The following is a 21,684-nucleotide window of genomic DNA, read 5'->3' as shown; positions in this document are numbered from 1 at the left end:
CGACACGGATGTCGACGGCAGAGCTTTTCACCGCCGCCAGAGCCGAAGTTGTGGCCGACGATCCCGAGGCCCCCGTCCCGTACCTGGTCGCGTTGACCTCACGCGCGGGCCGGTCGGTGTTCGACCAGGCCGCCGCCCTGCTGCAGGACAGCAACCCGGTCGACCGCGAGCTGGCCGCCCGGGTGCTGCGGGAGCTGGGACCGCAGGACGACACCGGCCACCGCCCCCACACCACCGAGGCGGTCCCGCTGCTCCGCGCCCGGCTGAAAACTGAACCCGACCCGCGGGTGATCGGCTGGCTGATATCGGCTCTGGCCTACAACACGGCTACCGAGTCCCTCGAAGACGTTCTGTCGTTCGCCGCCCACGCCGACTCGTCGGTCCGCTTCCAGGTGGCCGCCGCCCTAACCTCCCTGACCGATCCGGCCTCGCCCGAGCCGCGGGCCGTCGACGCCTTACTGTCCCTCAGCGGCGACGACGATCCCGACACCCGGTTCTATGCGCTCTACGCCCTGGTCGAAGAGTTCACCGACGTTCCCTCGGATCGGCTGGCCGGCGTCTTGGAGGCCCTGTCCATCGACCCGGACCCGCAGATCCGCGACATGGCTCGCTCCCACCGGCGGTAGCCTGCGCTTACGGCCACCTGTGCGCCGTACGGCCTCCATTGCCCGCGGAGCCCTTCGTGGGTGCCCGCTCACCGCGAACCCAGCCGTCCTTGCCACCGACCGCGACGATGTACCGTCCTAGCCTTTCGCGAGCGTCGTCGCCGCTCACGACTGATGTTGCAGTCGGGTCTTCACGGGCGCCCACCACTCACCAGGACCGCCGCGCCTTGTCTCGTGTCACCTACTACGACTCACACGTGCAGCGTCCGCGCTACTGCGAGCGGTTACTGACCACGAACACCACCGCGCCTGGTTCCCTGCTACCGACCACGACTTACAACGCCGTTATGAGCGCCGAATCATTGCGAGCAGCCGGGCATCCATCCCCGTGACCGGCTGTGGCCGTGCATATTCCACGCCCCTTGTAACGGCTCACCATTTCCACGTCTGTCGGGCTTCGTCTCGTCGGCGCGGCTCCGGCGCCCTTCACCCTCGGCCGTTGTCACCCAGATTGCGTTCGCAACCCAACTGCACACTTCGGCCAGGCCTCGCTGATCGCTACCACTGTCGTGGCCCACGCTTCTCGAAAGCCCACCCTTGACTCTTGGGCTCGCCGCGCTCTTCCTAGCCAGCTCCCCGGTGGCGGTGATTTCTGTCCGGCCCGGAGGCGGTTTCGGCTCAACGCATGCCTCGCTGGCATCTGTCCGGCGGCGGGCGTGGGCTCGGAGCTCCGGCCGACTGACGGCCGGTTCTGTCAGAGCCATTCTCTCGGGATTTCGGGGATCGCGTGATCGAGGGCTGGAGAGAAATCGCGACGTCCAGAAGGGCTGTTTTGTGTCGTCGGCATCGAGAGGCGGGCCGGTTGGCTGACTCATTGCGACCGCGCCTCGACTGGCTCGCCGTCGAATCGGGCGATTGGCGGCGTACGGGGGAAGGTTTTATGGGTGACTCGGCGCCTCGGTGTGGGGGTGGGACGCGGGCGCGTCGGGGTCTCGGGGTGCCGGGCGTTGCGTGGGGATCGACTCGCTGATCGGGCCGACGGCTCCCGATGACGGGTGGGCGTCTACGTCGTTGAATGTGTCCGGCCGCGGAGGGTCGGCCGGCGGGGGAGTGGGAGTCGTTGACTGCTGGGTCGACTGCGTGTCGGTGTAGGTGATGGTGGAAGGGGACTCCCACTGGATGTGGGGCGGCTCGGCGATCGCCTTGCCGCCGAACTCGGCCAGCCACGCCGCGACGTGCGCCAGGTTCTCGCGCCACTGCTGTTCGGGGATCACGGGGAGGATGTCGTCCCAAAGCGTGAGGAACGTGCCGCGCAGCTGAAGCCGGCCGTAGGGGCGGGCGAGGAACCACATGTGCAGGTGGGTGAAGCCGTCACCCCACCGATTCACGTGAACCCGGGCCACACCGTCGAGCGAGCGGATGGCCCGCTCGAGACGCACAGTCATGACGCCGAGCTCGGCCGCGAGCAGGTTGGGCAGGTCGCCGATGTCGAGGTGCGAGCGGCATTCGAGGATGAGAACCATCGGCAGGCCCGTGGGCCGGTCCATCGCGCGGACGCGCCAGCGCTCGCTCACCCAGATGTACGACTCGTCGGGGGTGTTGCAGGCGACGCAATCGGCGGCGTCCTCGCCACTGCGCGGCGGCTCGACTTCGACCGGAGCGGCGAGCGGTTTGACCCGCATGTCTCCCTCGAAGGGGAACGACGGCCAGCGGGTGAAGTCCGGCAGCGGGGGGATGTTCTCGGGCACGACGTGACCTTAGCCGAGGCCAGACCCGCTGTCCTGGGTCAATTTTGCGGTACGTGAGTCGACCCCAGACACCGAGTCCGACAAGCCGACATTCACCCGCACGACGTCGACCATCGTCACCGTCTGTGGGCACCACGGCACGGCCGAAGTTATCCACAGAAGTTATCCACAGGGCGCCGCGTTTCACGTGAAACACGACGTCGCAGGCTTGCGCAGCCTGTGGATACCGCCGTGGACACCCCTCACCACATCAACGCCGTTTCACGTGAAACGGGCCGCAGTGGTTTCTCAACAGCCGTTACCCACACCCTGTGGATAACTCCGATGCAGCCAGCACGATCAACCTCAACGGCGGCTGTCACGGCACCTTCTACAAGCGCGAGCAGGTCTCACATTGTCGGGCCGGCCCTCGTTGAGTCCCACACCGCGGCCCGGCTTTCAGGCGGTACCACCCCACTCGCTTTGCTGCGAATCGCACGTGGGCCGATTGCTCGTGCGCTGCACGCGCGTCTATGTCGCATTCAACTTGTTGCCAGCAGGCTTGGAAGGCCCGGCCAGCCCATCTCCATGGAGGCGCTCTGCATGACCGCGCCGGTGCTGGCTTTGGAACAGCATGCTGGGGCGCGTCCGACACCACCGCCTCCAATGCTCGCCTGTGCCGCGGTCTACGGGTCGTCGCCGCCCTTGCCTCAGCCGCCTTTCGTGGACTTCGCCGCCCCCCCGGTCGCTTCAGCCTTGCGTACTGCTGGGTGGGGATGAGGCTCTGAACTAGAGGCTCGTCATTGCTGCGACTCAGTCATGGCATGGATGTCCCACCAGCATCGGATGACTGGTGGTGAGAGGCGGTCAGCTGAACCGCACCATCTCGTCTGAGTTGATCGACCGCCTCTTGAGCGTCACAGGGCTTTCAGAGCCGCTCCCCCAACGCCGACAACATCGGGACGCAGAACGAGCGCTCGAAAACAGCGGGCAGAGCAGCAAACGCCGCAACTCCCCGGCCGACCAGCTCGGCATCGCCGCACCAACGCAGCGGCTGATGAGTCCGTCCGTCAGGCGTGTCCGCCTTGAGTCGGAGACGCGCTTGGTGCTGACTCCCCAAAGCGCGATCACCCTTGGAACGGAGCACTCAGCGGGTCCGGCTGACATCGACCTCAGGCCCGCACTAATCAAGAGTGGACTTGCCCTATGAACCCCGACCACGATCTTGCCCAGCGGTATCTCGATCTCCGTTCCTGCAGCGACCCCAGTAACTGTCTTCCGCCCCGCTGCTCCCGTCGTTGAGCGGGGCCCAAGTAGTCAGTTCGGAAGCCTCACCCATCGGTCTCGTCAAGAGGTGGGCGAGGCGGGTTTGTCGGGGCGGCGGCTGTCGAAAGTCGCGACGACTACCGCCTAGAGGAGGCTCAGAGAACGACCACTGGCTAATAAAAGCGCCCGCGCTCCAGGCTCGGTGCCAGCTCGTGACACACCAGCTTCGACAAGGCCGGCACCCGCGGTACCGGCTGTCGGTCGCTTTTTACACCCGCACCACCCACCACGGGGTCGGAATGACCATCAGCATCAAGACCGCAATCGTCGGCCGGCCGGATACCCGGCCATCGCCCTATAGGCGGCGCCCGACCTTCTGGCATAACGCAACACCGCGACGCACCTCATCGCTGGCCGTACCGTCTGAGACGGGCCACCCCACCCCTAGCGGTCATTCCCAGCCGCTCGCGATCGCTGTTCGCCGCCGTCCGAACCTGCGCGCTCGGCTTGCGGGCATCCGTAACCACCCCGGACGCTACGGTGCTGGGCGTCATCCGACGCAAAGGCGACGCGCACGATGCAGGGACACCACTTGGCGACAGCATGACCATCGGACGATCAACGAGCTCGCTCACCTACATGCGGTCTCGGTCCGACGCGCTTCATCTGGCCATGCCCGTCAGCTGTTGAGTCACGGAGGTGACGTAGCCCCGACAACGCAGCGTCTCTCTGGTGATCGTCTTGACCCACCCGCCGGTGGAGACCCCTTCCCTTCACTTGGGCGAGCGCCAGCTGGCCTGGCGACCAGCCAGCTCAATCAACGCATCGTCAGTGGCTCGCCTCAGTTCTAAGTCCGGATGGTCGGCGTACGCGGCGATCGCTGTACGAGCCTTGGGGTCGTGTGTTGAGGCGAGGATCTGCACGACGTAGCCGATGAGCCCGCAGGGCAGCCGAGGCGCCAAGGATGTGAGGGGTTCGACGATTGGCAACGGCAGTTCGAAAACGCTCGCCGCATCGCTGCACGCGTTAAGCGCCGACTCCAATGCCCGCCCGTCTTGCTCGACGAGGGAGGCCTCGACCAGCCTTGCGACCGCTGTCTCGACGACCTTCTGGTCGAGCCCTCTTCTACGAAGCTGATCGCCGGCCTCGTCCGCCGCGAGTTCCCGCACTCGAGGATCCGGATCGGCAAGTCGCCCGAGTTGCATCCGCGACAACTGTTCATCAGCATCAGTCGTCTGCTCCGCATCCGCCATGCTCAGATGATCCAACAGGCGGGTTTGAACCCCAAGCGGGTTTGCCGGTGCACCGCAGAAGCTCCGGGACAAGCGTCCCCGCTCACGCTCCACCCGTAAGCCTCGGGGCCGGACGGAGTAACTTGCTTCAGTGCTGCCGTCCAGGTACGACGGAGTGGTCCTTAGGCCCTCCTGGGAGAGGCTTATCCCATCACCGTCGCACGCCCATTGCGACGCCCATTTCGGCTCACTGACTCGGCGATGCAGCAGGCACTCCGTGACCGCCTGGGCCCCGGCCGAGTCGAGCCTGCCGTTCGTTTACGGAACTGAGGTCGATCGTGAGGACACGCGCACCGGGTGCTGTGGACGACCGACGACGAACTAGCAAGCCAGCGGGAGCCATCTCTGCCTCCGCGGAGGTTGAAGGCCGACGGGCAGCACTCGCTCAGCCAGGGCACCCGTCAGTTCCACTCCAAGGCTGTAATCCATTCTCGTGGGTCCAGATTGTCAACAGGCGTGAGGCCAAGCCAAGTCCGCTGTCCATCCCTTCGGACGACGTGATCGGTCCACGACGTTCCCTCGCCCACGAACCGATCACCGAGGCGCTACCGATATAGCGGCGGATACTCCGCTCTGACCATGCCGCTCCTGTTGTAGTCGGGTCACACCTTCGGTGCGCTTGTGCAGACGGCTGCTGAATCCCACATGCTCGCGACACAGCACGTGGAAGTTGCCGGCGCCGGTCATCGGTGACCCTCTGGCGCCTCAGACGGCTAAGCCTTCGGGGATGGTCGCCGGCGCGATCCCGCAGTCGATTGCAGCCTCCGCGATCCGCCGGGCTTCTCAAAAAGGGGTGCCACGGAGAACGGATGCGGAAGTTCGATCGGTGGGCCCCTTCGTACCGGCTCGTTCGGGACGCTGTCCCCTCAGCCGGACGCAGCCGTGTTCCCATGTGCGCAGAGACGTCCATGTAGCGCGTCCAGCTATGTCCGCCCGTCGCCATGCCGAGCGGCCGAACTGAAAGAAAGGCTGCTCCGATCGACTCCGAGAAAAAGTTCACCGAGGCGACGAGTTGGCGCTCCAAATCTCGATGACCATGGCGCTCGTTCTACGCCAAAGGCTCTCCGGGTACAGGTTGGTTTCACGTGGAACGGGGCTCCGGGCTCCGGGCTCCGGGCTCCGGGCTCCGGGCTCCGGGCTCCGGGCTCCGGGCTCCGGGCTCCGGGCTCCGGGCTCCGGGCTCCGGGCTCCGGGCTCCGGGCTCCGGGCTCCGGGCTCCGGGCTCCGGGCTCCGGGCTCCGGGCTCCAGGCTCCAGGCTCCAGGCTCCAGGCTCCAGGCTCCAGGCTCCAGGCTCCAGGCTCCAGGCTCCAGGCTCCAGGCTCCAGGCTCCAGGCTCCAGGCTCCAGGCTCCAGGCTCCAGGCTCCAGGCTCCAGGCTCCAGGCTCCAGGCTCCGGGCTCCGGGAAAGTCTGATTCACAGACCGTTTCACGTGAAACCGCAGACTTCGTGCGATGTGCCACTTCTGAAAATCTGCCCTGAAGCTGCCGTCGCGACATGGGCCTTGGAGACTTCAATGGCGTGAGTTCCGTGCTCACTCGATAAATGACCACCTCAGTGACAGGCGAAGTCTCTTCACTCGAGGCCTGCACGGCTTGGATACAGAGACGTGCGCACCGGATCACAGGGCGCCGCGAGTTAGGTCGAGTCCAGCGCGGTCCAGACCACGGGCCACTGAACCGTCGAACCGGACCAGAGGCTCAGCCCGTGAGGCATCGCTGTGAAGCCGTTCGGCTCCACCTCAGGGCCGCCAGGCGTCGCGACTGGAGGGCGTAGGCGTCGTGGTCTGGCTCCGGGCAAGCGCGACTCAAATGCAGGACGGTACAGCTCTTGCCGCGAGGCAACTTGATTCAACTTCCACCAGCACGGCTCAGGTCACAGTGAGCGCGAGTCAGACGCTGGCCGGTACGGCTCGGTCGCAGGACACCGCGAGTTGCGCAGACGCCGGCACAGCTGGGGTCGCAGGACACCGCGAGTTGCGCAGACGCCGGCACAGCTGGGGTCGCAGGACACCGCGAGTTGCCCAGACGCCGGCACAGCTGGGGTCGCAGGACACCGCGAGTTGCCCAGACGCCAGCACAGCTGGGGTCGCAGGACACCGCGAGTTGCGCAAACGCTGGCACGGCTCGGGTCGCAGGGCACCGCGAATGTGCAACGTCGGCACGGCTTGGGACGCAGGGGACCACGAGTGTGCACCGCCAACGCCGCTCGGGTCGCAGGGCACCGTAAATGTGCAACGCCGTAACCGCTCGGGTCGCAGGGCACCGCGATGCACCGCCGGCACGGCTCGGATTGCAGGCGTCGCGAGTTGCGCAGACGCCCGCCCGGTACGGGTCGCATAGGGAATGGTGCCTGGCACAGGCCAACACGGTTCTGATGGCACGGGAACACGAGTCGGACATAGCCACGACTCGGATCGGGTGGCAGGGCGAGGCGGGCGGGCTGGCACGGCTCGGGCCTCATCCAGCGCGAGTGGGACACGGCTTGGCACGGCTCATATTGCAAGCAGAACGAGTCGAGAGTGGCAGCGACAACGGGCGCCTGGGGCAGGAGGCAGTTCCGATATGCGCGGTCACGGCTACGAACGGTGCACGCGTTGGCTTGCCGGCAGGCACATAGTTCGGATGACGGATCGGCTGCGAAGGCCTGGCTTTGAACGCGAGTCACCGCGAGCTGCGCGGTGCCGCGTGTAGGGCAGCGGCACCTAGAAGCCGCATGCGTATTCGATCGAGAACCGGTTGGAATGCGGGTAGTTGTTGTACCGACGCGGCGCCATCTTGGAGTTGCCCTAAGGCATACAGCCTCGGACGCTGCACTCGCACGCTTCGGGTCTCTAGGGCTGGGATCGGGAAAACCCGTTTCACGTGAAACAGGATCGGTCGACCCCTACAGTTCGGTCTGCGCGCGCGTGGTGATGCTCGGAGGTGATGGCACCAAAGCGCAGGAAGCGAGGCTATGGATGAACGATCTAATAAAGATGTCGTACAACCTCCTTCGGGCGCCTGGCTGTCAAGTGCAGGGCCGCGGAATCAGCCGACGGCCTAACGGTCGAGTCATCTCAGCGACAGGTGGGCCAGGGGGTGGCGGTGCAGGCCGTATCTTTGGACGACGTGGCGTGTGGCCCATTGGAGCGCGGGCCCTGCACGCCAAGAGCACGACGCAACAAGACCCGACTTAGAGCATGGCAGGGTTGAGCCTTCTCTTGAGGGCCCTACACCTTCCGCCCGTCTTGTTCGGCGCCTGAAGTCGCTCATGGTTGTACAGCTTCTCAGCGGGCCGATCGAGACCATGGCGAAGACCGCAGGCCAACCACCTCGCTCCGTTCACGGTGCTTAGTTCGCGTGCCACGATGAGCAGGCGACCACCCCAACGGATTTGTAACGCCGTTTCACGTGAAACGGCGCAGGGGCCTACTCACAAAATTCTGCGTGGGAACTCAGCACGGCGAGCGATTGCGGGCTTGGCATGGCCTGAAACCCAGGTCGCCACGAAGTCGGCCATCAGCTCGCTCGGGACGCGTAGGTGCCATAGCGGGGCATGGGACAGCGTCGATCGTGGGCAGCGCGAGCGCGTAGCGGGGTTCCGGCCACGACCGGCATGACGCTAAGAGCGCCGTTTCACGTGAAACACTACTGCCGCAGTGACGTTGAAAGCCGTGCCAGCCAAGGAGGGATGGGGCTCGGCCAACACGGAGAATCGGAGAACATGCTGAGCGCTTGCCGATTGCCGGGACAGCGTTGGCCTTGAGGGCGGTCACCGCCGAACGGGCACACTCTTTCCCGTAAGGAGCAGCGATAGACAGCCACGCAACAAACTCCGCTAGTCGCGCTGAAGACAGGTGCGGTACACGAACTTAGTCCTGGCGGCTTCGGGTCCGGAGGCGGCACGCAGGCCCATTCGTCGCGGCTAGCCACGCGGTAGAGCTAAACAGCAACACGGGTCTGGTTAGCCGATATGTCCGGCCAGTCCTGCGGATCGACCGAGCAAGTTTCGGCCGCTAAGGTCCGCCGGTCACAGTGAACAGTTCAGCCAAATGCGCGTCGATCGAGCCGCATGGAGGCGCCCGACGCCGATCCAGGGCGCGTCACAGCGAGATTCGGCCGGCGATCCGGCCGAGCCTACAAAGGATTCCTAGCTCAATGCCGAGACACCGCGAGGCGTCCACGCAATCGTGTCTTCCGGTGGGCTCGTCCAAAGAACACGGATGGGCACTCGCTAAGTCCAAGTCTGGCGCATGACGACGGGTGCATCAGGCGAGCCAGCCGTGAGGGACTCGGAGACCCATCGGCACGCTATCTACCATGCCGACCCAGCATAGTAATATACCTACATTGACACCGAGCTTGGTGCTTCGGCCACAGGCGGAGCCAGTGCAACGATCTTGGTCAATAGCCTCTGAGCAATATTCGCAAAGGGGGCGTCTAAAACGGTGCTTCGGCGAAAAACCTGGCTGGCTCAAATCCCAGGAGAATGGCTCTGACAGAACTGCTTTGGGCACTTATAGAGCAGCATTCAGGTTCGTGAGTGTCGAAATCATCGCCATAAGCGATGGGGCACGCGATCAGTAATCGCGTGCCCCATGATGCTTGCGGATCAGCGACGGCTACTCCTCTCCGCCGGCACCTTCCTCGTCGACGCCGATCATGCCGACTATCCTCTCGAGGTCGTCCACCGTGGCGAACTCGATCGTGATCTTGCCTTTGTTGCGTCCTATGTCGACCTTGACTCGAGTGTCGAAGCGGTCGGACAAACGCTCGGCCAGATCGTTGAGAGCGGGCGCGTGAACCTTCGCTCGTCGGCTGGGGGCAGCCTTCTTGGCGGGCCCGTCCGAGACCTTCAGGGAAACGATCTCTTCGGTGGACCGCACAGACAGACCTTCGGCGACGATCCGCTTAGCCAGTTCCTCCTGGGCCTCGGTGTCATCCAGACCGAGCAGCGCCCGCGCGTGGCCGGCCGACAGGACACCCGCGGCGACGCGGTTCTGGACCTTCGGCGACAGGTTCAGCAGCCGAATAGTGTTGGAGATCTGCGGGCGACTGCGACCGATCCGCTTGGCCAGCTCCTCGTGCGTGGCGCCGAATTCCTCGAGCAGTTGCTGATACGCGGCCGCCTCTTCCAGCGGGTTGAGGTTCGCCCGGTGGATGTTTTCGAGCAGCGCATCCCGCAGCATGGCGTCGTCGCGGGTTTCCCGCACGATCGCGGGGATCGTCTCGCGGCCGATCGCCTGGGCGGCCCGCCACCGGCGCTCACCCATGACGAGCTCGTAGCGACCCTCGCTGATCTCCCGGACCACGATCGGCTGGAGGAAGCCGACCTCCCGGATTGAGGTCTTGAGCTCGTCGAGCGCCTCCTCCTCGAAGACGTGACGAGGCTGCTTGGAGTTCGGCTCGATCGCCGTCACCGAGATCTCGGCGAAACGCGCTCCCGGGACCGGCGCCAGGTCGTCGACCCGTTCGGCAGCCGGCGGCGCCGCGGGAGTCGCGACGTGCGCGGCGGGCTCAGGGGTGGGCTGAGGCTGCGTAGGCGCCGGTGCCTCCGCGGTGGCAGCAGCGGCCGGCGCGGCAGCGGGAGCGGTGGGGATCAGAGCGCCCAGGCCGCGGCCCAGGCCGCCCCGTGGACGGTTCTTCATGCGTTGCCTCCCGTGTTGACGCCACGCATCGCGATCTCCAGGGCGGCCTCGAAGTAGCTGGTCGCGCCCCGTGAACCCGGATCGTAGGTCATCACGGACTGCCCGTAGCTAGGAGCCTCCGACACCCGCACGTTACGGGGGATGACGGCGTTCAGAACCTTGCTGCCGAAATGGTTGCGCACGTCCTGCTCGACCGCGTCGGCCAGGCGCGTACGCCGGTCGTACATGGTCAGAAGGATCGTGGAAACGTCCAGCGTCGGGTTGAGGTGCTGGCGTACCAGGTTGATGTTGTTGATCAGTTGGTTCAGGCCTTCCAGCGCGTAGTACTCGCACTGGATCGGAATGAGGACCTCTTGCGCGGCGCACAACGCGTTGACCGTCAGCAGGCCGAGCGAGGGCGGGCAGTCGATGAACACGTAGTCGAACTGCTCGGGGTGCGCCGCAATGGCCCGCGCGAGCCGCGACTCGCGAGCGACGACCGAGACCAGCTCAATCTCCGCACCGGCCAAGTCGATCGTCGCTGGTACGCACCACAGGTTCGGAATGCCCTCGACCGGCTGGGCGACCTCCGACAGCGGTACGTTGTCGATCAAGCAGTCGTAGACATCCGGCACGCCGGCGTGGTGCGGCACGTTGAGCCCGGTCGACGCGTTGCCCTGTGGGTCGAGGTCAACGACGAGAACCCGGTTGCCATGCAGCGCCAGCGCTACGGCGAGGTTCACCGTCGTGGTGGTCTTACCGACGCCGCCCTTCTGGTTCGCGACGCAGAGCACCCTCGGGTGGTCCGGACGCGGCATCGTGATCTCGCCGCTCGGGTTGAGGATCTGCACAGCTCGCAACGCTTCCATGGCCAGGGGCGGATCGTCTTCATCCCGGCCCGGCGTTTCACGTGAAACGTGTTCGTCCGGCCCCAATGGGGGGTCAACCGGGGACACGGGGGTGTCCGAGACGGGGGATGCGGACACCGGAGCGGCCGACACGGGTGCAGGGATCGAGGCTGCAGCCGGCGGGCCGGAACGTGGGGCGGGAGCCGAACGGCGGGGTTCGTCGACGGCCGGAGGCTGGGCGGGCGAACCGTAGATCTGGCCACCGCCGGAGTAGTTGCTGCTCATGCGAGGCGACGGCACGCCCTGTTCGCCGGTGTTGATTGCGCCACTTTGACCGCCCACGCCCGCCCCTGACGCGCGATCGCTGTCGAGAGGTGACTTGGTTTCACGTGAAACACCGTACTCATGCACCGTTTTATCCCTGTTATTGAGGAACGGGTCGGTCGGCGACACGTGCGTTCCGGTGGCAGAAGACCGGTCCACACTATCGACGCCCGGCCAGCCTACGGCCGCCGGGCGAGCCCCGCCATGGCCGACCGCCTGATGAGGCGAGTGCATCGTAGACACTTCGCCCTCCCCAGACGACTTCAAAGCCGTGGCATCCGACACAGGTCGAGCCTCCGGGCCCGTCGTACCGGAGGAGTCCGACCAGACAACAGCTGCATGCGGCATTTCAGCGGCTTCGGAGACAGTTCCTTTTCCCGTACGCCGAAAGGCGCGCGACAGCCGCATCAGCGCAGCCCGCGCCCCTTCGCGTGGGGCAGCTGCCGGTTCACCCGGAGCGACCCGGCCCGGGTCGCGCGTGGCCCCCTTGTTAGAAGAGGGCCCGGCAGGAACGGATCCGGGGTCTGAAGTCGCGGCGCCGCTTCCCTTACCTGACAGCCCCGGAGCAGCCTCGGAACCCTCGTCGTCTAGAAGCGCCGGGCCCGAGTCCAAGAACGTAGGCACCGGAATTTGTCGCGGGGAAGCTACAGGCGAAAGCTTCCGGTTCTCATCCACCCCGGGCGTTGTGGTCGCACTGCCGCCGGACTCGCCCGACGTCTCCGAGACGAAGGCGGCGGTCGTGTGGCCACGCTTATGCTGCGCACGCTCCTGCACGTCGAATGGCGTGGGGGAGCCCGCCTGCGTCACGCGAGCCGTGCTGTGCGGGTCCATGCGGGGTAGTCGACGCGCGCTGTCGTCAGCGCTCGTTGAAGCCTGACCGTAAGACCCACCAGCCCCAGCCGCACGGGCCAGCGAGCCGACACGGTCGGGGCCGGCGGATTGATCGGGCTGCGGCGTGGCAGAGGGCTGGCTGGGCTGACTGCCACCCGGACTCCGAGAGGAACGCTCACGGTCGCGGCCGGTGGCCGTGCCGGGAGACTGCGGACCACGTCCATTCGCGATGTCGGTCCCGGGCAGCAACCGGCCTTGTACGCCCGGCTGCCGTCCCGAGGGCGACGCGTTGCCCTCAGCCGGAGCCGGACTCCCTGGTGAGCCTGGGGACGGGGTCGTGCCCTGGTCGGGACGTCTCGCTCTTGCGTTCCGTTTACGCGCGCCCCGCCTGGACATCTATCCCCTCCGCGGTCTCCCTCGCCCGGAACCGCGCTTGCCGGACCGCCCGGCCGTGTCGCGCCCCGAGCCGGCCGCCCGGGTGGACGGCTTCGGCCTCGACAGCACGACGACCTCGAGCACTGTCGTGGGTGGGTCGATCAACCCCTCGCCACACAGCCGGACCACCGGTTCGGAGCCGCCCAGGGCAGCTACCGCAGCGCGGTGCTCCGCCGCTTCCTCGGCGGCCGAGGCGCCCTTGAGCGCCAGGAGCCGACCGCCGACCCGGGCCAGCGGCAGGCACCAGCCGGCCAACCGGTCGAGCGGGGCGACCGCACGCGCCGTGACGACATCGGCGCCGGCGGGGGGTCCGTCGACGACGTCCTCGGCGCGGCCCCGGACGACCGTGACGGTCGATTCGAGGCCGAGGGCGGTCACCGCTTCCGACAGGAACGCGGTGCGTCGTGCCAGTGGCTCGACCAGGGTGATGCGTAAATCCGGTCGGGCCACTGCCAGCACGATACCGGGCAAACCGGCACCAGACCCCACGTCAACGACGGAAGCGCCGATAGGGATCATGTTGGACACTACAGCGCAATTGACCAGGTGACGTTCCCAGATTCGAGGAGCCTCCCGGGGCCCGATCAGACCACGCACGACGCCGTCGGTGACGAGCAGCCGCGCGTAGTCCACAGCCAGCCCCAGCCGGTCGCCGAAAACCTGTGCCGCTACCTCCGCGATCTCCGCCGAGGGCTCGGCATCTGCCGGCGTTCGGGCATCGTCGCCGTCGGAAAGTGCAAACTCCGTTGCCGGGGAGCGGGGCGAGGAGTGAGAGGGGGGCGCAAGGGAGGCCGGCGCGGAGGACGAAGAGGTAGGCGCGGAGGAGGAACTCGGCGCGGAGGGGGAGCTGGACGCAGACGAGGAGAGGCCCGGCGAACGATGAGCCGTCGATGGTGAAGATGCCGCCTGAGAAGACGCCGCTCGGCGGGATGAGGAAGCGGGGGGAGCCGTCGGCGACACGGGATCTGCAGCCGCCGAAGAATGCGGCGCTTCGCGTGTCGGAACAGCCGCCGGACCCGGAGGGACCGACGAAGCGGGACCGGCCGAAGACGGAACGGGAGCGGCTGACGGAGCGGAACCGGACGGCGCAGAAGGAGGAGCGGGCGCTTGCGGAGGCGAAACTGCCGAGGCCGCGGAGGAACGATCGCCGCCTGAAGGCTTGCTGCCGGAGCGGGTCTTTCCTGGGAAGGCGATCGGCCGCCGTGCGGGTCGACGGCTCGGGAAAGACTGCGGCCCGGGCGATTCCTCACCCGGGCCGGTGTCTCCCGCGCCGAAGCGTGGGTCTGTCATGTCAGTCCGCCACGCGCACCACGATGCGGCGGTTGGGCTCGACACCCTCGGACTCGCTCTGCACGCCGCTGATCGCGTTGACCACGTCGTGCACGCACTTGCGCTCGAACGCCGACATGGCCTCGAGGCGTACGGGGTCGCCGTGCTCCTTGACCTTCTCGACCGCGTTGCGGGCCACGGCGGCCAGTTCCTTGCGGCGCGAAGCCCTGTACCCACCGATATCGAGCAGCAGGCGCGACGGCGAACCGGTCTGCCGGAAGATCGCCAGGCGGGTCAGTTCCTGCAGCGCCTCCAGCGTGGCGCCGCGCTGGCCGACCAGTGGCTGCAGCCGGCCGCCGACGACCTCCACCATGGGCCGGCCCGCCGACACGAGCTCGTCGATGTCGCCGTCGTAGTCGAGGATGTCGAGCAGGCCCTCGATGTAGTCAGCGGCGATCTCGCTCTGCCGGAACAGGTCGCCGTCGGATGCGACGCTCTCGGACGCCTTCGCCTCTTCGGGCGCGGCCGTTGCCTCGGCGGAGACTGACGATTCGGGCGTGCTGGTGTCGGTCACGGTCTCATCTCCGTACTAATCGGGCCGGACCTGCGCGGTCCGCTGTTTCCCTCGGCGCCGGGAGCGGTGTGCCGGGCCGCGGGGAGGTATAGGCAAGGGGAGCGCTCGGGCGCCGGGAAAGACGCCCGAGCCGCGATCATCCCTTGGGTTTGCTCGCCGGTCGGCCGCCCCGCTTGGGATTCACCGGTTTGGCACCGGGCTTGGGGGCGAGCGCCTTGGTGTCGACCACCGGCTTCTCCGGCTCGGGGGCCGGCTTGTTGCGTCCGAACAGACCACCGCTGCGGCCGGGCTGCACCGGGCTCTGCGGGGCTTTGCCGCCGGCGGCGGGCTTCTTGGCGGGCGGGCCGGAGGGGCGCGCCGTCGAGGACGAGCCGCTCTTGCCGGCCATCGGCGGCGGCGGGAACTTGCGGAGCACCCACTGCTGCTGGGCCAGGGTGAACAGGTTGTTCGTGACCCAGTAGATGATCACGCCGATGGGGAAGAGCGCGCCGGAGATGAGCAGCGAGGCCGGGATGCCGTAGAGCATCAGTCGCTGGATCATCTTCTGCTGCGGGTCCTCGGCCCAGCCGGTCTTGAGGATCATCTGGCGGCTGGTCAGGTAGGTCGTCGCCATCATGATGAGCACCAGGATGCCGGCGATGATCTTTACCGTGGTGCCGTTGGCCTGCAGGGCGTTGAGCTCTTCGGCGGTGGAGCCGAACTTGCCCGCCAGCGGCGCGGTGAACAGCGACGCGTGGGTGGCGCTCTCGAACTGCTCGACGGTCCACCCGTACAGGGTCTTGCCCTGGTTGTCGGGGTTGAGGCGGCGCAGCGTGTGGAAAAGCCCGAGGAAGACGGGGATCTGCAGGAACATCGGAAGGCAGCCCATCAGCGGGTTCGCCTTCTCCGTCCGGTACAGCTCCATCATTTCTTTCTGGAGCGTCTCCCGGTCACCCTTGTGCTTCTCCTGCAGCTCCTTGACCTTGGGCTGCAGCGCCTGCATGGCCCGCTGGCTCTTGATCTGCTTGACGAAGACGGGGAAGAGGATGACCCGGACCGTCACCACGAGGAAGACGATCGCCAGGATCCAGGACCAGTTCGAGCCGATGAACCGGCCGTCGGGCACGCCGATGAAGTCCCAGAGGGCATGCCAGCGCAGGAGGATCCACGAAATGGCGTAGTAGATCCAGTCGAGACTCAATTCAGGCTCCAGTCACATCGGCAGGACGGTGACGGATCGGGTCAGGTACCGGGTCGTACCCGCCAGGGTGGAAGGGGTGGCAGCGCAGGAGCCGCCAGACCGTCAGACCTGTCCCTTTCACCGCGCCGTGTCGCGCCAGTGCCTCCTGGCTGTACGCACTGCACGAGGGATAGAACCGACAGCGAGCCGGCAGCACCGGACTCACATAACGACGGTACGCGACCACTAACGCGGTCAGCACGCGGGCAAGCAGGCTCATCGCGTCCGCCGCGGCTTGCGGGCCGCCGTCACCGCGGCCGACAGGTCGGAGCCGAGAGTGGCGTACGAGGCGTGGGCCGAGGCCGGGAGGGCCCGGACGACCAGCATCGAACCGCCGGGCAACTCGTCGAGCACCGGGCGCACCAGGTGCCGCAGACGACGCTTGACCTTGTTACGGGTCACGGCGTTGCCCACGGCTTTGGATACGACGAAGCCGGCGCGCGCCGCAGAGGCTTGCACCGGCTCCTCGAGAAGCAGATGAACGACAACCGTGCCCCGGCCGACTCGGCGGCCACCGCGAATGGCTGCGGCGAAGTCGGCACCACGCCGCAGTCGCTGAGCCGCGGCCAGCACGACTACCTGGGCATTCCGGCCCGACAGCAGTCGGCTCAGGCCGACAGCTTGTCGCGGCCCTTGGAACGGCGGGACGCCAGAATGGCGCGACCGGCACGGGTGCGCATGCGCAGCCGGAAGCCGTGGGTCTTGGCACGCCGGCGGTTGTTCGGCTGGTAGGTGCGCTTGCTCACGTCAAAACTCCGTCTTCGTACAACATCCAGGGGGCATCAAAGCTGCAAGACGCCACTTTAGCAGAACGCGGCGGAGCAACCGCTCGACCCTACGCAGGGCGGCCACGCCGGTCAACCATATCCTCTTCCGGCACGCCGTTGCGGTGATCACCCGGGTGGCCGGGGCAGTCTTTCTCCACAGGTAGTGAATCTTTTCCCGCGGTCGGGCGCTTGTCGGCCCGGGGCGGAGTTGATGGTGCAGCGAGATCGCTGTTAGCGTGCCGGTTTGCTGGTCATAAGCACTGCACACATACCACGACCAGTCGGCCAAAACCAGACAAGCAGGTGAATCGTTCGCCTCGGTGAACCTCGGGAATCTCGATGGGGTCCGCACCTCGGTGTGGCCGTGACGAGGCCTGGGGCAGGCGGTGTGCCTGTTCGACCGCGCCGATTCAGGCTCCGGAACGTCTGCCGACCATCCGGCCGGGGAGCGTCAGTCAAGCGGTGCACAGGTTGTGGATAACCTGTGGACAGCCGGTGGCGCCGAACGTCTTCAGCACGTTAAATGTGGTGCTGGGTTGGGGGAGCTGTCGAACGCCGGGAGGGCGACGACGGGCAAGGCGATGAGCCGGACAAAGGTCCACCGGGGGTCGGTGGCGATGGGGGTGGCGCGGCGGTGGCCGATCAGGTCGACCTGGGCGGTGTGTGGAAGGCGACGCTGGATGAACTGGCCGACGAGATCGCGTCGCGTCAGCAGCGTGCCTATCTGCAGCTGACAAAGCTCCGCGCCATCGTCGAGGACACCGCGCTGCTGGCCGTGCCCGACGCCTTCACCCGCGACGTCATCGAGTCGCGCCTGCGCCCCGCGATCACCGAGGCGCTGAGCCGCCGGCTGAACCGCCCGATACAGGTCGCGGTGACGGTCAAGCCCCCGGAGGACGGCACCGGTCTGCCCGGCACGGTGTACGGCACGCCCGTCGAGCCTCCGGTCGAGCAGGAGCCCGAGGCGCAGCCCCGGCACTATGCGGAGGCTCCGCGCCAGCCCGAACCGCCGGCGTACGACTCCTTCCCGCCCGGCTCGGCGCAGCGCCCCGCGTACCCGCGCGGAGTGCCCGTGGCCCGGGGCGGCCAGGAGGCACTTTTCGGCGACCCGACGCCCGCACCGCCGGCCCCGATGAGCCGCGGCGGCGTCCCAGTGGCGCATGTCACTGAGAAGGCTGAATCCAACGATGCGCCAGCCCACCGGATGGCGTCGGATCCGTCCCAGTTGCGGGACAACGGACGCCGGCCCGACGAGCACCAGCAGCCTTATGGCGGCGGCAGCGATCCCCGCGACGACACGTTGCAGATGCGCGGTGGCGACAACGGCCCCGGCCGTGACCACCGTGACCTGCGCCCGTCGAGCAATCCACGCGGCACCAACGACGGCAACCGGCTCAACCCGAAGTACATGTTCGAGACGTTCGTCATCGGCTCGTCCAACCGCTTCGCGCACGCGGCTGCCGTCGCCGTCGCCGAGTCGCCCGCCAAGGCGTACAACCCGCTGTTCATCTACGGCAGCTCCGGTCTGGGCAAGACCCACCTGCTGCACGCGATCGGCCACTACGCGACGACCCTCGGTCATGCCCGAAGCGTCCGCTATGTGTCCACCGAGGAATTCACCAACGACTTCATCAACAGCCTGCGCGACGACAAGACGCAGGCTTTCCAGCGGCGTTACCGCGACGTCGACATCCTGCTGATCGACGACATCCAGTTCCTGGAGAACCGCGAGCGGACGCAGGAGGAGTTCTTCCACACCTTCAACACGCTGCACAACGCGAACAAGCAGATCGTGATCAGCTCGGACCGTTCGCCCCGCCAGCTGGCCACGCTGGAAGACCGCATGCGTACCCGCTTCGAGTGGGGTCTGCTGGCCGACATCCAGCCGCCCGACCTCGAGACGCGCATCGCGATCCTGCAGAAGAAGGCCGCCCAGGAACGCATGTATGCGCCCGACGACGTTCTCGAGTTCATCGCGTCGCGCGTCTCCAACTCGATCCGCGAACTGGAGGGCGCCCTCATCCGGGTCACCGCGTTCGCCAGCCTCACCCGGTCCCCGGTCCAGCTCTCCCTGGCCGAGGAAGTGCTGCGTGACTTCATGCCCGACGGCGCCGGCCCCGAGATCACTGCCGACCAGATCATGGTCTCCACTGCCGACTACTTCGGTGTCAGCCTGGAGGACCTGCGCGGTCACTCCCGCTCCCGGGTGCTCGTGAACGCACGCCAGGTCGCCATGTATCTCTGCCGCGAGCTGACGGAACTCTCCCTCCCACGCATCGGTCAGGCCTTCGGCGGCCGCGACCACACCACGGTCATGCACGCCGACCGCAAGATCCGCCAGCACATGGCCGAGCGGCGGTCGCTCTACAACCAGATCGCCGAGCTGACCAACCGCATCAAACAAAACACCTAGAACCTTTTCCAGTACGCGGGTGCGCGGCAGACAACCGCACCACCGCCGTACCCGCCGCTGCGCCCTGGGCCACGGGTCTCCACGGTGGCGGCCTGCGCGACGCGGCCGAGCCGGTCCCTCCAGGGCGGTCCACCGCTCCGGCACCGCCACGAACCGGTGCTTCAGCCATCCGGCGGCCCCGTCCACAGCCGGCGCACGAGGCCGATCGCGTGCGGGCCGCACTGGGGATTGTGGGAGCCGCGCCTGTGCACAACCCGGGACGGGCGGCCCGGATGTCCAGGCCGCGCACGCACGAGGCGGATTTGGGGCCTCAAGGCTGTGCACAACCCTGGAGAGTCGCTCCTGAGCTGCGCACTTCGCTCCTCGTGACCGAAATTGCGCTGAGCGTTGTCCCCAGGCTGACGCGGTTATCCACAGGGTTGTGCGTCGCCCGCAAGGGTTAATTATCCGAATTCCTCAGCATTTGTCCACAGGTTGTGGACAAGGAATGCTGCCTCGCGCGGCAGTTCTCCACAGGCGTGCCCCGTCGATGGCTGCGGAAAGCCGGCTCCACAGCCGCGGACGCCATTCATCCTTAAGCGGAGTTGTCAACGCCGGAACGAAACCGTTTCGTGCCAACGTTATCCACACTAATTCACAGGCGTTCACAGGGGTTTATCCCCAGCAGTGGATAACTGGTCGGCCCGCTGCCCACAGATGTGGACAAGTCCTGGGGAAATCGATGTGGACAGACACGGAGAGTCACTCAGGTTTCCACCGCCTGTGGAAGCGTGTGGATTTCCTGTTGAAGAAACTGGGGACGACGAGCCGACGGCGTACCGACGTTGTCCACAGACCTGGGTACAAAACCCGTGGATATCCGGTGGATAGCCGGTGGACAACGGTGGACAACCGCCCGTCGGCTCTCCGACTGTGGACACAGACCGGGGTTTGTACCCTGGTTGCCCACATGTGAATCACCGGTGGATAACCTCGTGAGCTGCGGAAACGCAAGTTCTCCACACTATGCACAGGCCCGATGAAGACGACTAGTTATCTCTCTAAGACAACAAAAAGCAATCATCAGCGTTGTGGAACTTGTGGATCGCTTGCCTGACGGCTCGCCAGGGGACCGGCTCCTCAAAAGCTCACCGAGGCCCAGAGGTGCTCGATGCAGAAGAAGAGCCAACCGCCGGGCGGTCCGCACGACAGACGTACGGGAACATCGACACGGCAGCCCGCACACCCCGGAGCCACCGGGGCGGGTCGGCAGCGGTCACCATGGTGGACGACACTGATTAGGCCCTGATCGGCTCGACGAATAAGGTTCGTGGGGGTCGACGACGCCCCCGACAGGAAGCGACGCGGAGGACAGCATGAAGTTCCGGGTGGAGCGAGACGCACTCGCCGACGCCGTGGCGTGGACGGCGAAGAGCCTGCCCAGCCGGCCGTCGGTGCCGGTGCTCGCCGGCGTCATGCTGCGCGTCACCGACAGCCGACTCCAGGTCTCCGGCTTCGACTACGAGGTCTCCAGCCAGGTCACCGTGGATGTGCAGGCCGACGCCGACGGTGCGGCGCTCGTCTCCGGGCGGCTGCTCGCCGAGATCACCAAGGCGCTGCCGGCCAAGCCGGTCGACATCGCGGCCGTGGGCGCGCACCTCGAGCTGGTCTGCGGCAGCGCCCGCTTCACCCTGCCGACAATGCCCGTTGAGGACTACCCCAGCCTGCCCGAGATGCCGTCGAGCGCCGGCACGGTCGACGCGGCTGCCTTCGCCGCTGCTGTGGCCCAGGTGGCCATCGCCGCCGGTCGTGACGAGACGCTGCCGATGATGACCGGCGTGCGCATCGAGCTGAACGGGTCGAACATGGCCATGCTGGCTACCGACCGCTACCGCCTGGCCATGCGCGAGATGGAGTGGGACCCGGACGACCCCGAGATCAGCCTCAACGCGCTCGTCCCGGCCAAGACGCTGAACGACACGGCGAAGACCCTGGGCCCGCTCGGTGGCTCGGTGGTGCTGGCGCTCGCGCAGGGCAACGCGGGCGAGGGCATGATCGGTTTCGCCGGTGGCACCCGCCGCACGACGAGCCGCCTGCTCGACGGGGCCAACTACCCGCCGGTCCGCTCGCTCTTCCCGGCCAGCAGCAACGCGCAGGCCCAGATCGGTGTGGCCGCGCTCGTCGAGGTCGTCCGCCGCGTCGCGCTGGTCGCCGAGCGCACCACCCCGGTGCTGCTGAGCTTCAGTGAGGACGGACTGGTCGTGGAGGCCGGTGGGACGGAGGAGGCGCGGGCCAGCGAGGCCATGGAGGCCACGTTCACCGGCGAGCCGCTGACCATCGGCTTCAACCCGCAGTATCTGATCGACGGTCTGCAGAACCTGGGCGCGCCCAACGCGATCTTCTCGTTCGTCGACGCATTCAAGCCCGCTGTGATCTCCCCCGCATCCGAAAACGGCGAAATCGTGCCCGGTTACCGCTATCTGATCATGCCGATCCGGGTAACCCGCTGATACTGGGCACGTAAGCAAC

The 21,684-nt window shown here is 66.8% G+C and carries 13 protein-coding genes; 3 read left to right on the top strand and 10 right to left on the bottom strand.

Annotation, left to right across the window (positions count from 1 at the left end; translation table 11 throughout):
* The first annotated feature begins 50 nt into the window (after positions 1-50).
* On the top strand, positions 51-626 hold the full coding sequence (locus tag BKA14_RS31220; protein WP_184954357.1) for a HEAT repeat domain-containing protein: 576 nt from the start codon (positions 51-53) through the stop codon (positions 624-626).
* A 917-nt stretch (positions 627-1,543) separates the two neighbouring features.
* Here BKA14_RS31220 and BKA14_RS31215 read toward each other — a convergent pair.
* From BKA14_RS31215 to rpmH, 10 genes are all read right to left on the bottom strand, one after another.
* Positions 1,544-2,353, bottom strand: a complete 810-nt coding sequence (locus BKA14_RS31215) for a hypothetical protein (protein ID WP_184954356.1) — start codon at positions 2,351-2,353, stop codon at positions 1,544-1,546.
* 2,018 nt (positions 2,354-4,371) lie between these two features.
* Positions 4,372-4,851, bottom strand: coding sequence for a hypothetical protein (locus BKA14_RS31210; protein WP_184954355.1), 480 nt, complete (start codon positions 4,849-4,851; stop codon positions 4,372-4,374).
* Between the two features lie 4,640 nt (positions 4,852-9,491).
* Positions 9,492-10,517 carry a ParB/RepB/Spo0J family partition protein gene (locus BKA14_RS31205; protein WP_184954354.1) on the bottom strand — a complete coding sequence of 342 codons (1,026 nt, stop codon included), beginning with the start codon at positions 10,515-10,517 and terminating at the stop codon, positions 9,492-9,494.
* Positions 10,514-11,797 (bottom strand): ParA family protein, encoded by a 1,284-nt coding sequence (locus BKA14_RS45250; RefSeq protein WP_275412391.1) that lies wholly within the window; start codon positions 11,795-11,797, stop codon positions 10,514-10,516. Before BKA14_RS45250 ends, BKA14_RS31205 begins: the two co-directional genes overlap by 4 nt.
* A 1,098-nt stretch (positions 11,798-12,895) precedes the next feature.
* Positions 12,896-13,615: a 16S rRNA (guanine(527)-N(7))-methyltransferase RsmG gene (gene rsmG / locus BKA14_RS44440; protein WP_239093134.1), complete on the bottom strand. Its 720-nt coding sequence runs from the start codon at positions 13,613-13,615 to the stop codon at positions 12,896-12,898.
* 610 nt (positions 13,616-14,225) lie between these two features.
* The gene (locus BKA14_RS31190; RefSeq protein ID WP_184954352.1) at positions 14,226-14,777 is read right to left on the bottom strand and encodes a Jag family protein; all 552 of its coding nucleotides are present in this window, start codon (positions 14,775-14,777) and stop codon (positions 14,226-14,228) included.
* A 136-nt stretch (positions 14,778-14,913) separates the two neighbouring features.
* The gene (gene yidC / locus BKA14_RS31185; protein WP_184954351.1) at positions 14,914-15,957 is read right to left on the bottom strand and encodes a membrane protein insertase YidC; all 1,044 of its coding nucleotides are present in this window, start codon (positions 15,955-15,957) and stop codon (positions 14,914-14,916) included.
* A 1-nt stretch (position 15,958) separates the two neighbouring features.
* Positions 15,959-16,216 carry a membrane protein insertion efficiency factor YidD gene (gene yidD, locus BKA14_RS31180; RefSeq protein ID WP_184954350.1) on the bottom strand — a complete coding sequence of 86 codons (258 nt, stop codon included), beginning with the start codon at positions 16,214-16,216 and terminating at the stop codon, positions 15,959-15,961.
* Positions 16,213-16,569: a ribonuclease P protein component gene (gene rnpA, locus BKA14_RS31175; RefSeq protein ID WP_184954349.1), complete on the bottom strand. Its 357-nt coding sequence runs from the start codon at positions 16,567-16,569 to the stop codon at positions 16,213-16,215. Before rnpA ends, yidD begins: the two co-directional genes overlap by 4 nt.
* Before the next feature lie 35 nt (positions 16,570-16,604).
* Positions 16,605-16,742, bottom strand: a complete 138-nt coding sequence (gene rpmH, locus BKA14_RS31170) for a 50S ribosomal protein L34 (RefSeq protein ID WP_133873797.1) — start codon at positions 16,740-16,742, stop codon at positions 16,605-16,607.
* A gap of 655 nt (positions 16,743-17,397) precedes the next feature.
* Here rpmH and dnaA point away from each other — a divergent pair.
* Together dnaA and dnaN are read left to right on the top strand one after the other, a co-directional pair.
* Positions 17,398-19,176, top strand: a complete 1,779-nt coding sequence (gene dnaA, locus BKA14_RS31165) for a chromosomal replication initiator protein DnaA (protein WP_239093130.1) — start codon at positions 17,398-17,400, stop codon at positions 19,174-19,176.
* 1,355 nt (positions 19,177-20,531) lie between these two features.
* Entirely contained in the window at positions 20,532-21,665 is a 1,134-nt protein-coding gene (dnaN, locus tag BKA14_RS31160) for a DNA polymerase III subunit beta (RefSeq protein WP_184954347.1), read from the top strand.
* The last annotated feature ends 19 nt before the right edge of the window (positions 21,666-21,684 follow it).

This window comes from Paractinoplanes abujensis (genome assembly GCF_014204895.1).
Taxonomy (GTDB): domain Bacteria; phylum Actinomycetota; class Actinomycetes; order Mycobacteriales; family Micromonosporaceae; genus Actinoplanes; species Actinoplanes abujensis.
The sequence above is the reverse complement of the archived record's forward strand: the minus strand, read 5'-3'. Positions and strand labels throughout refer to the sequence as shown.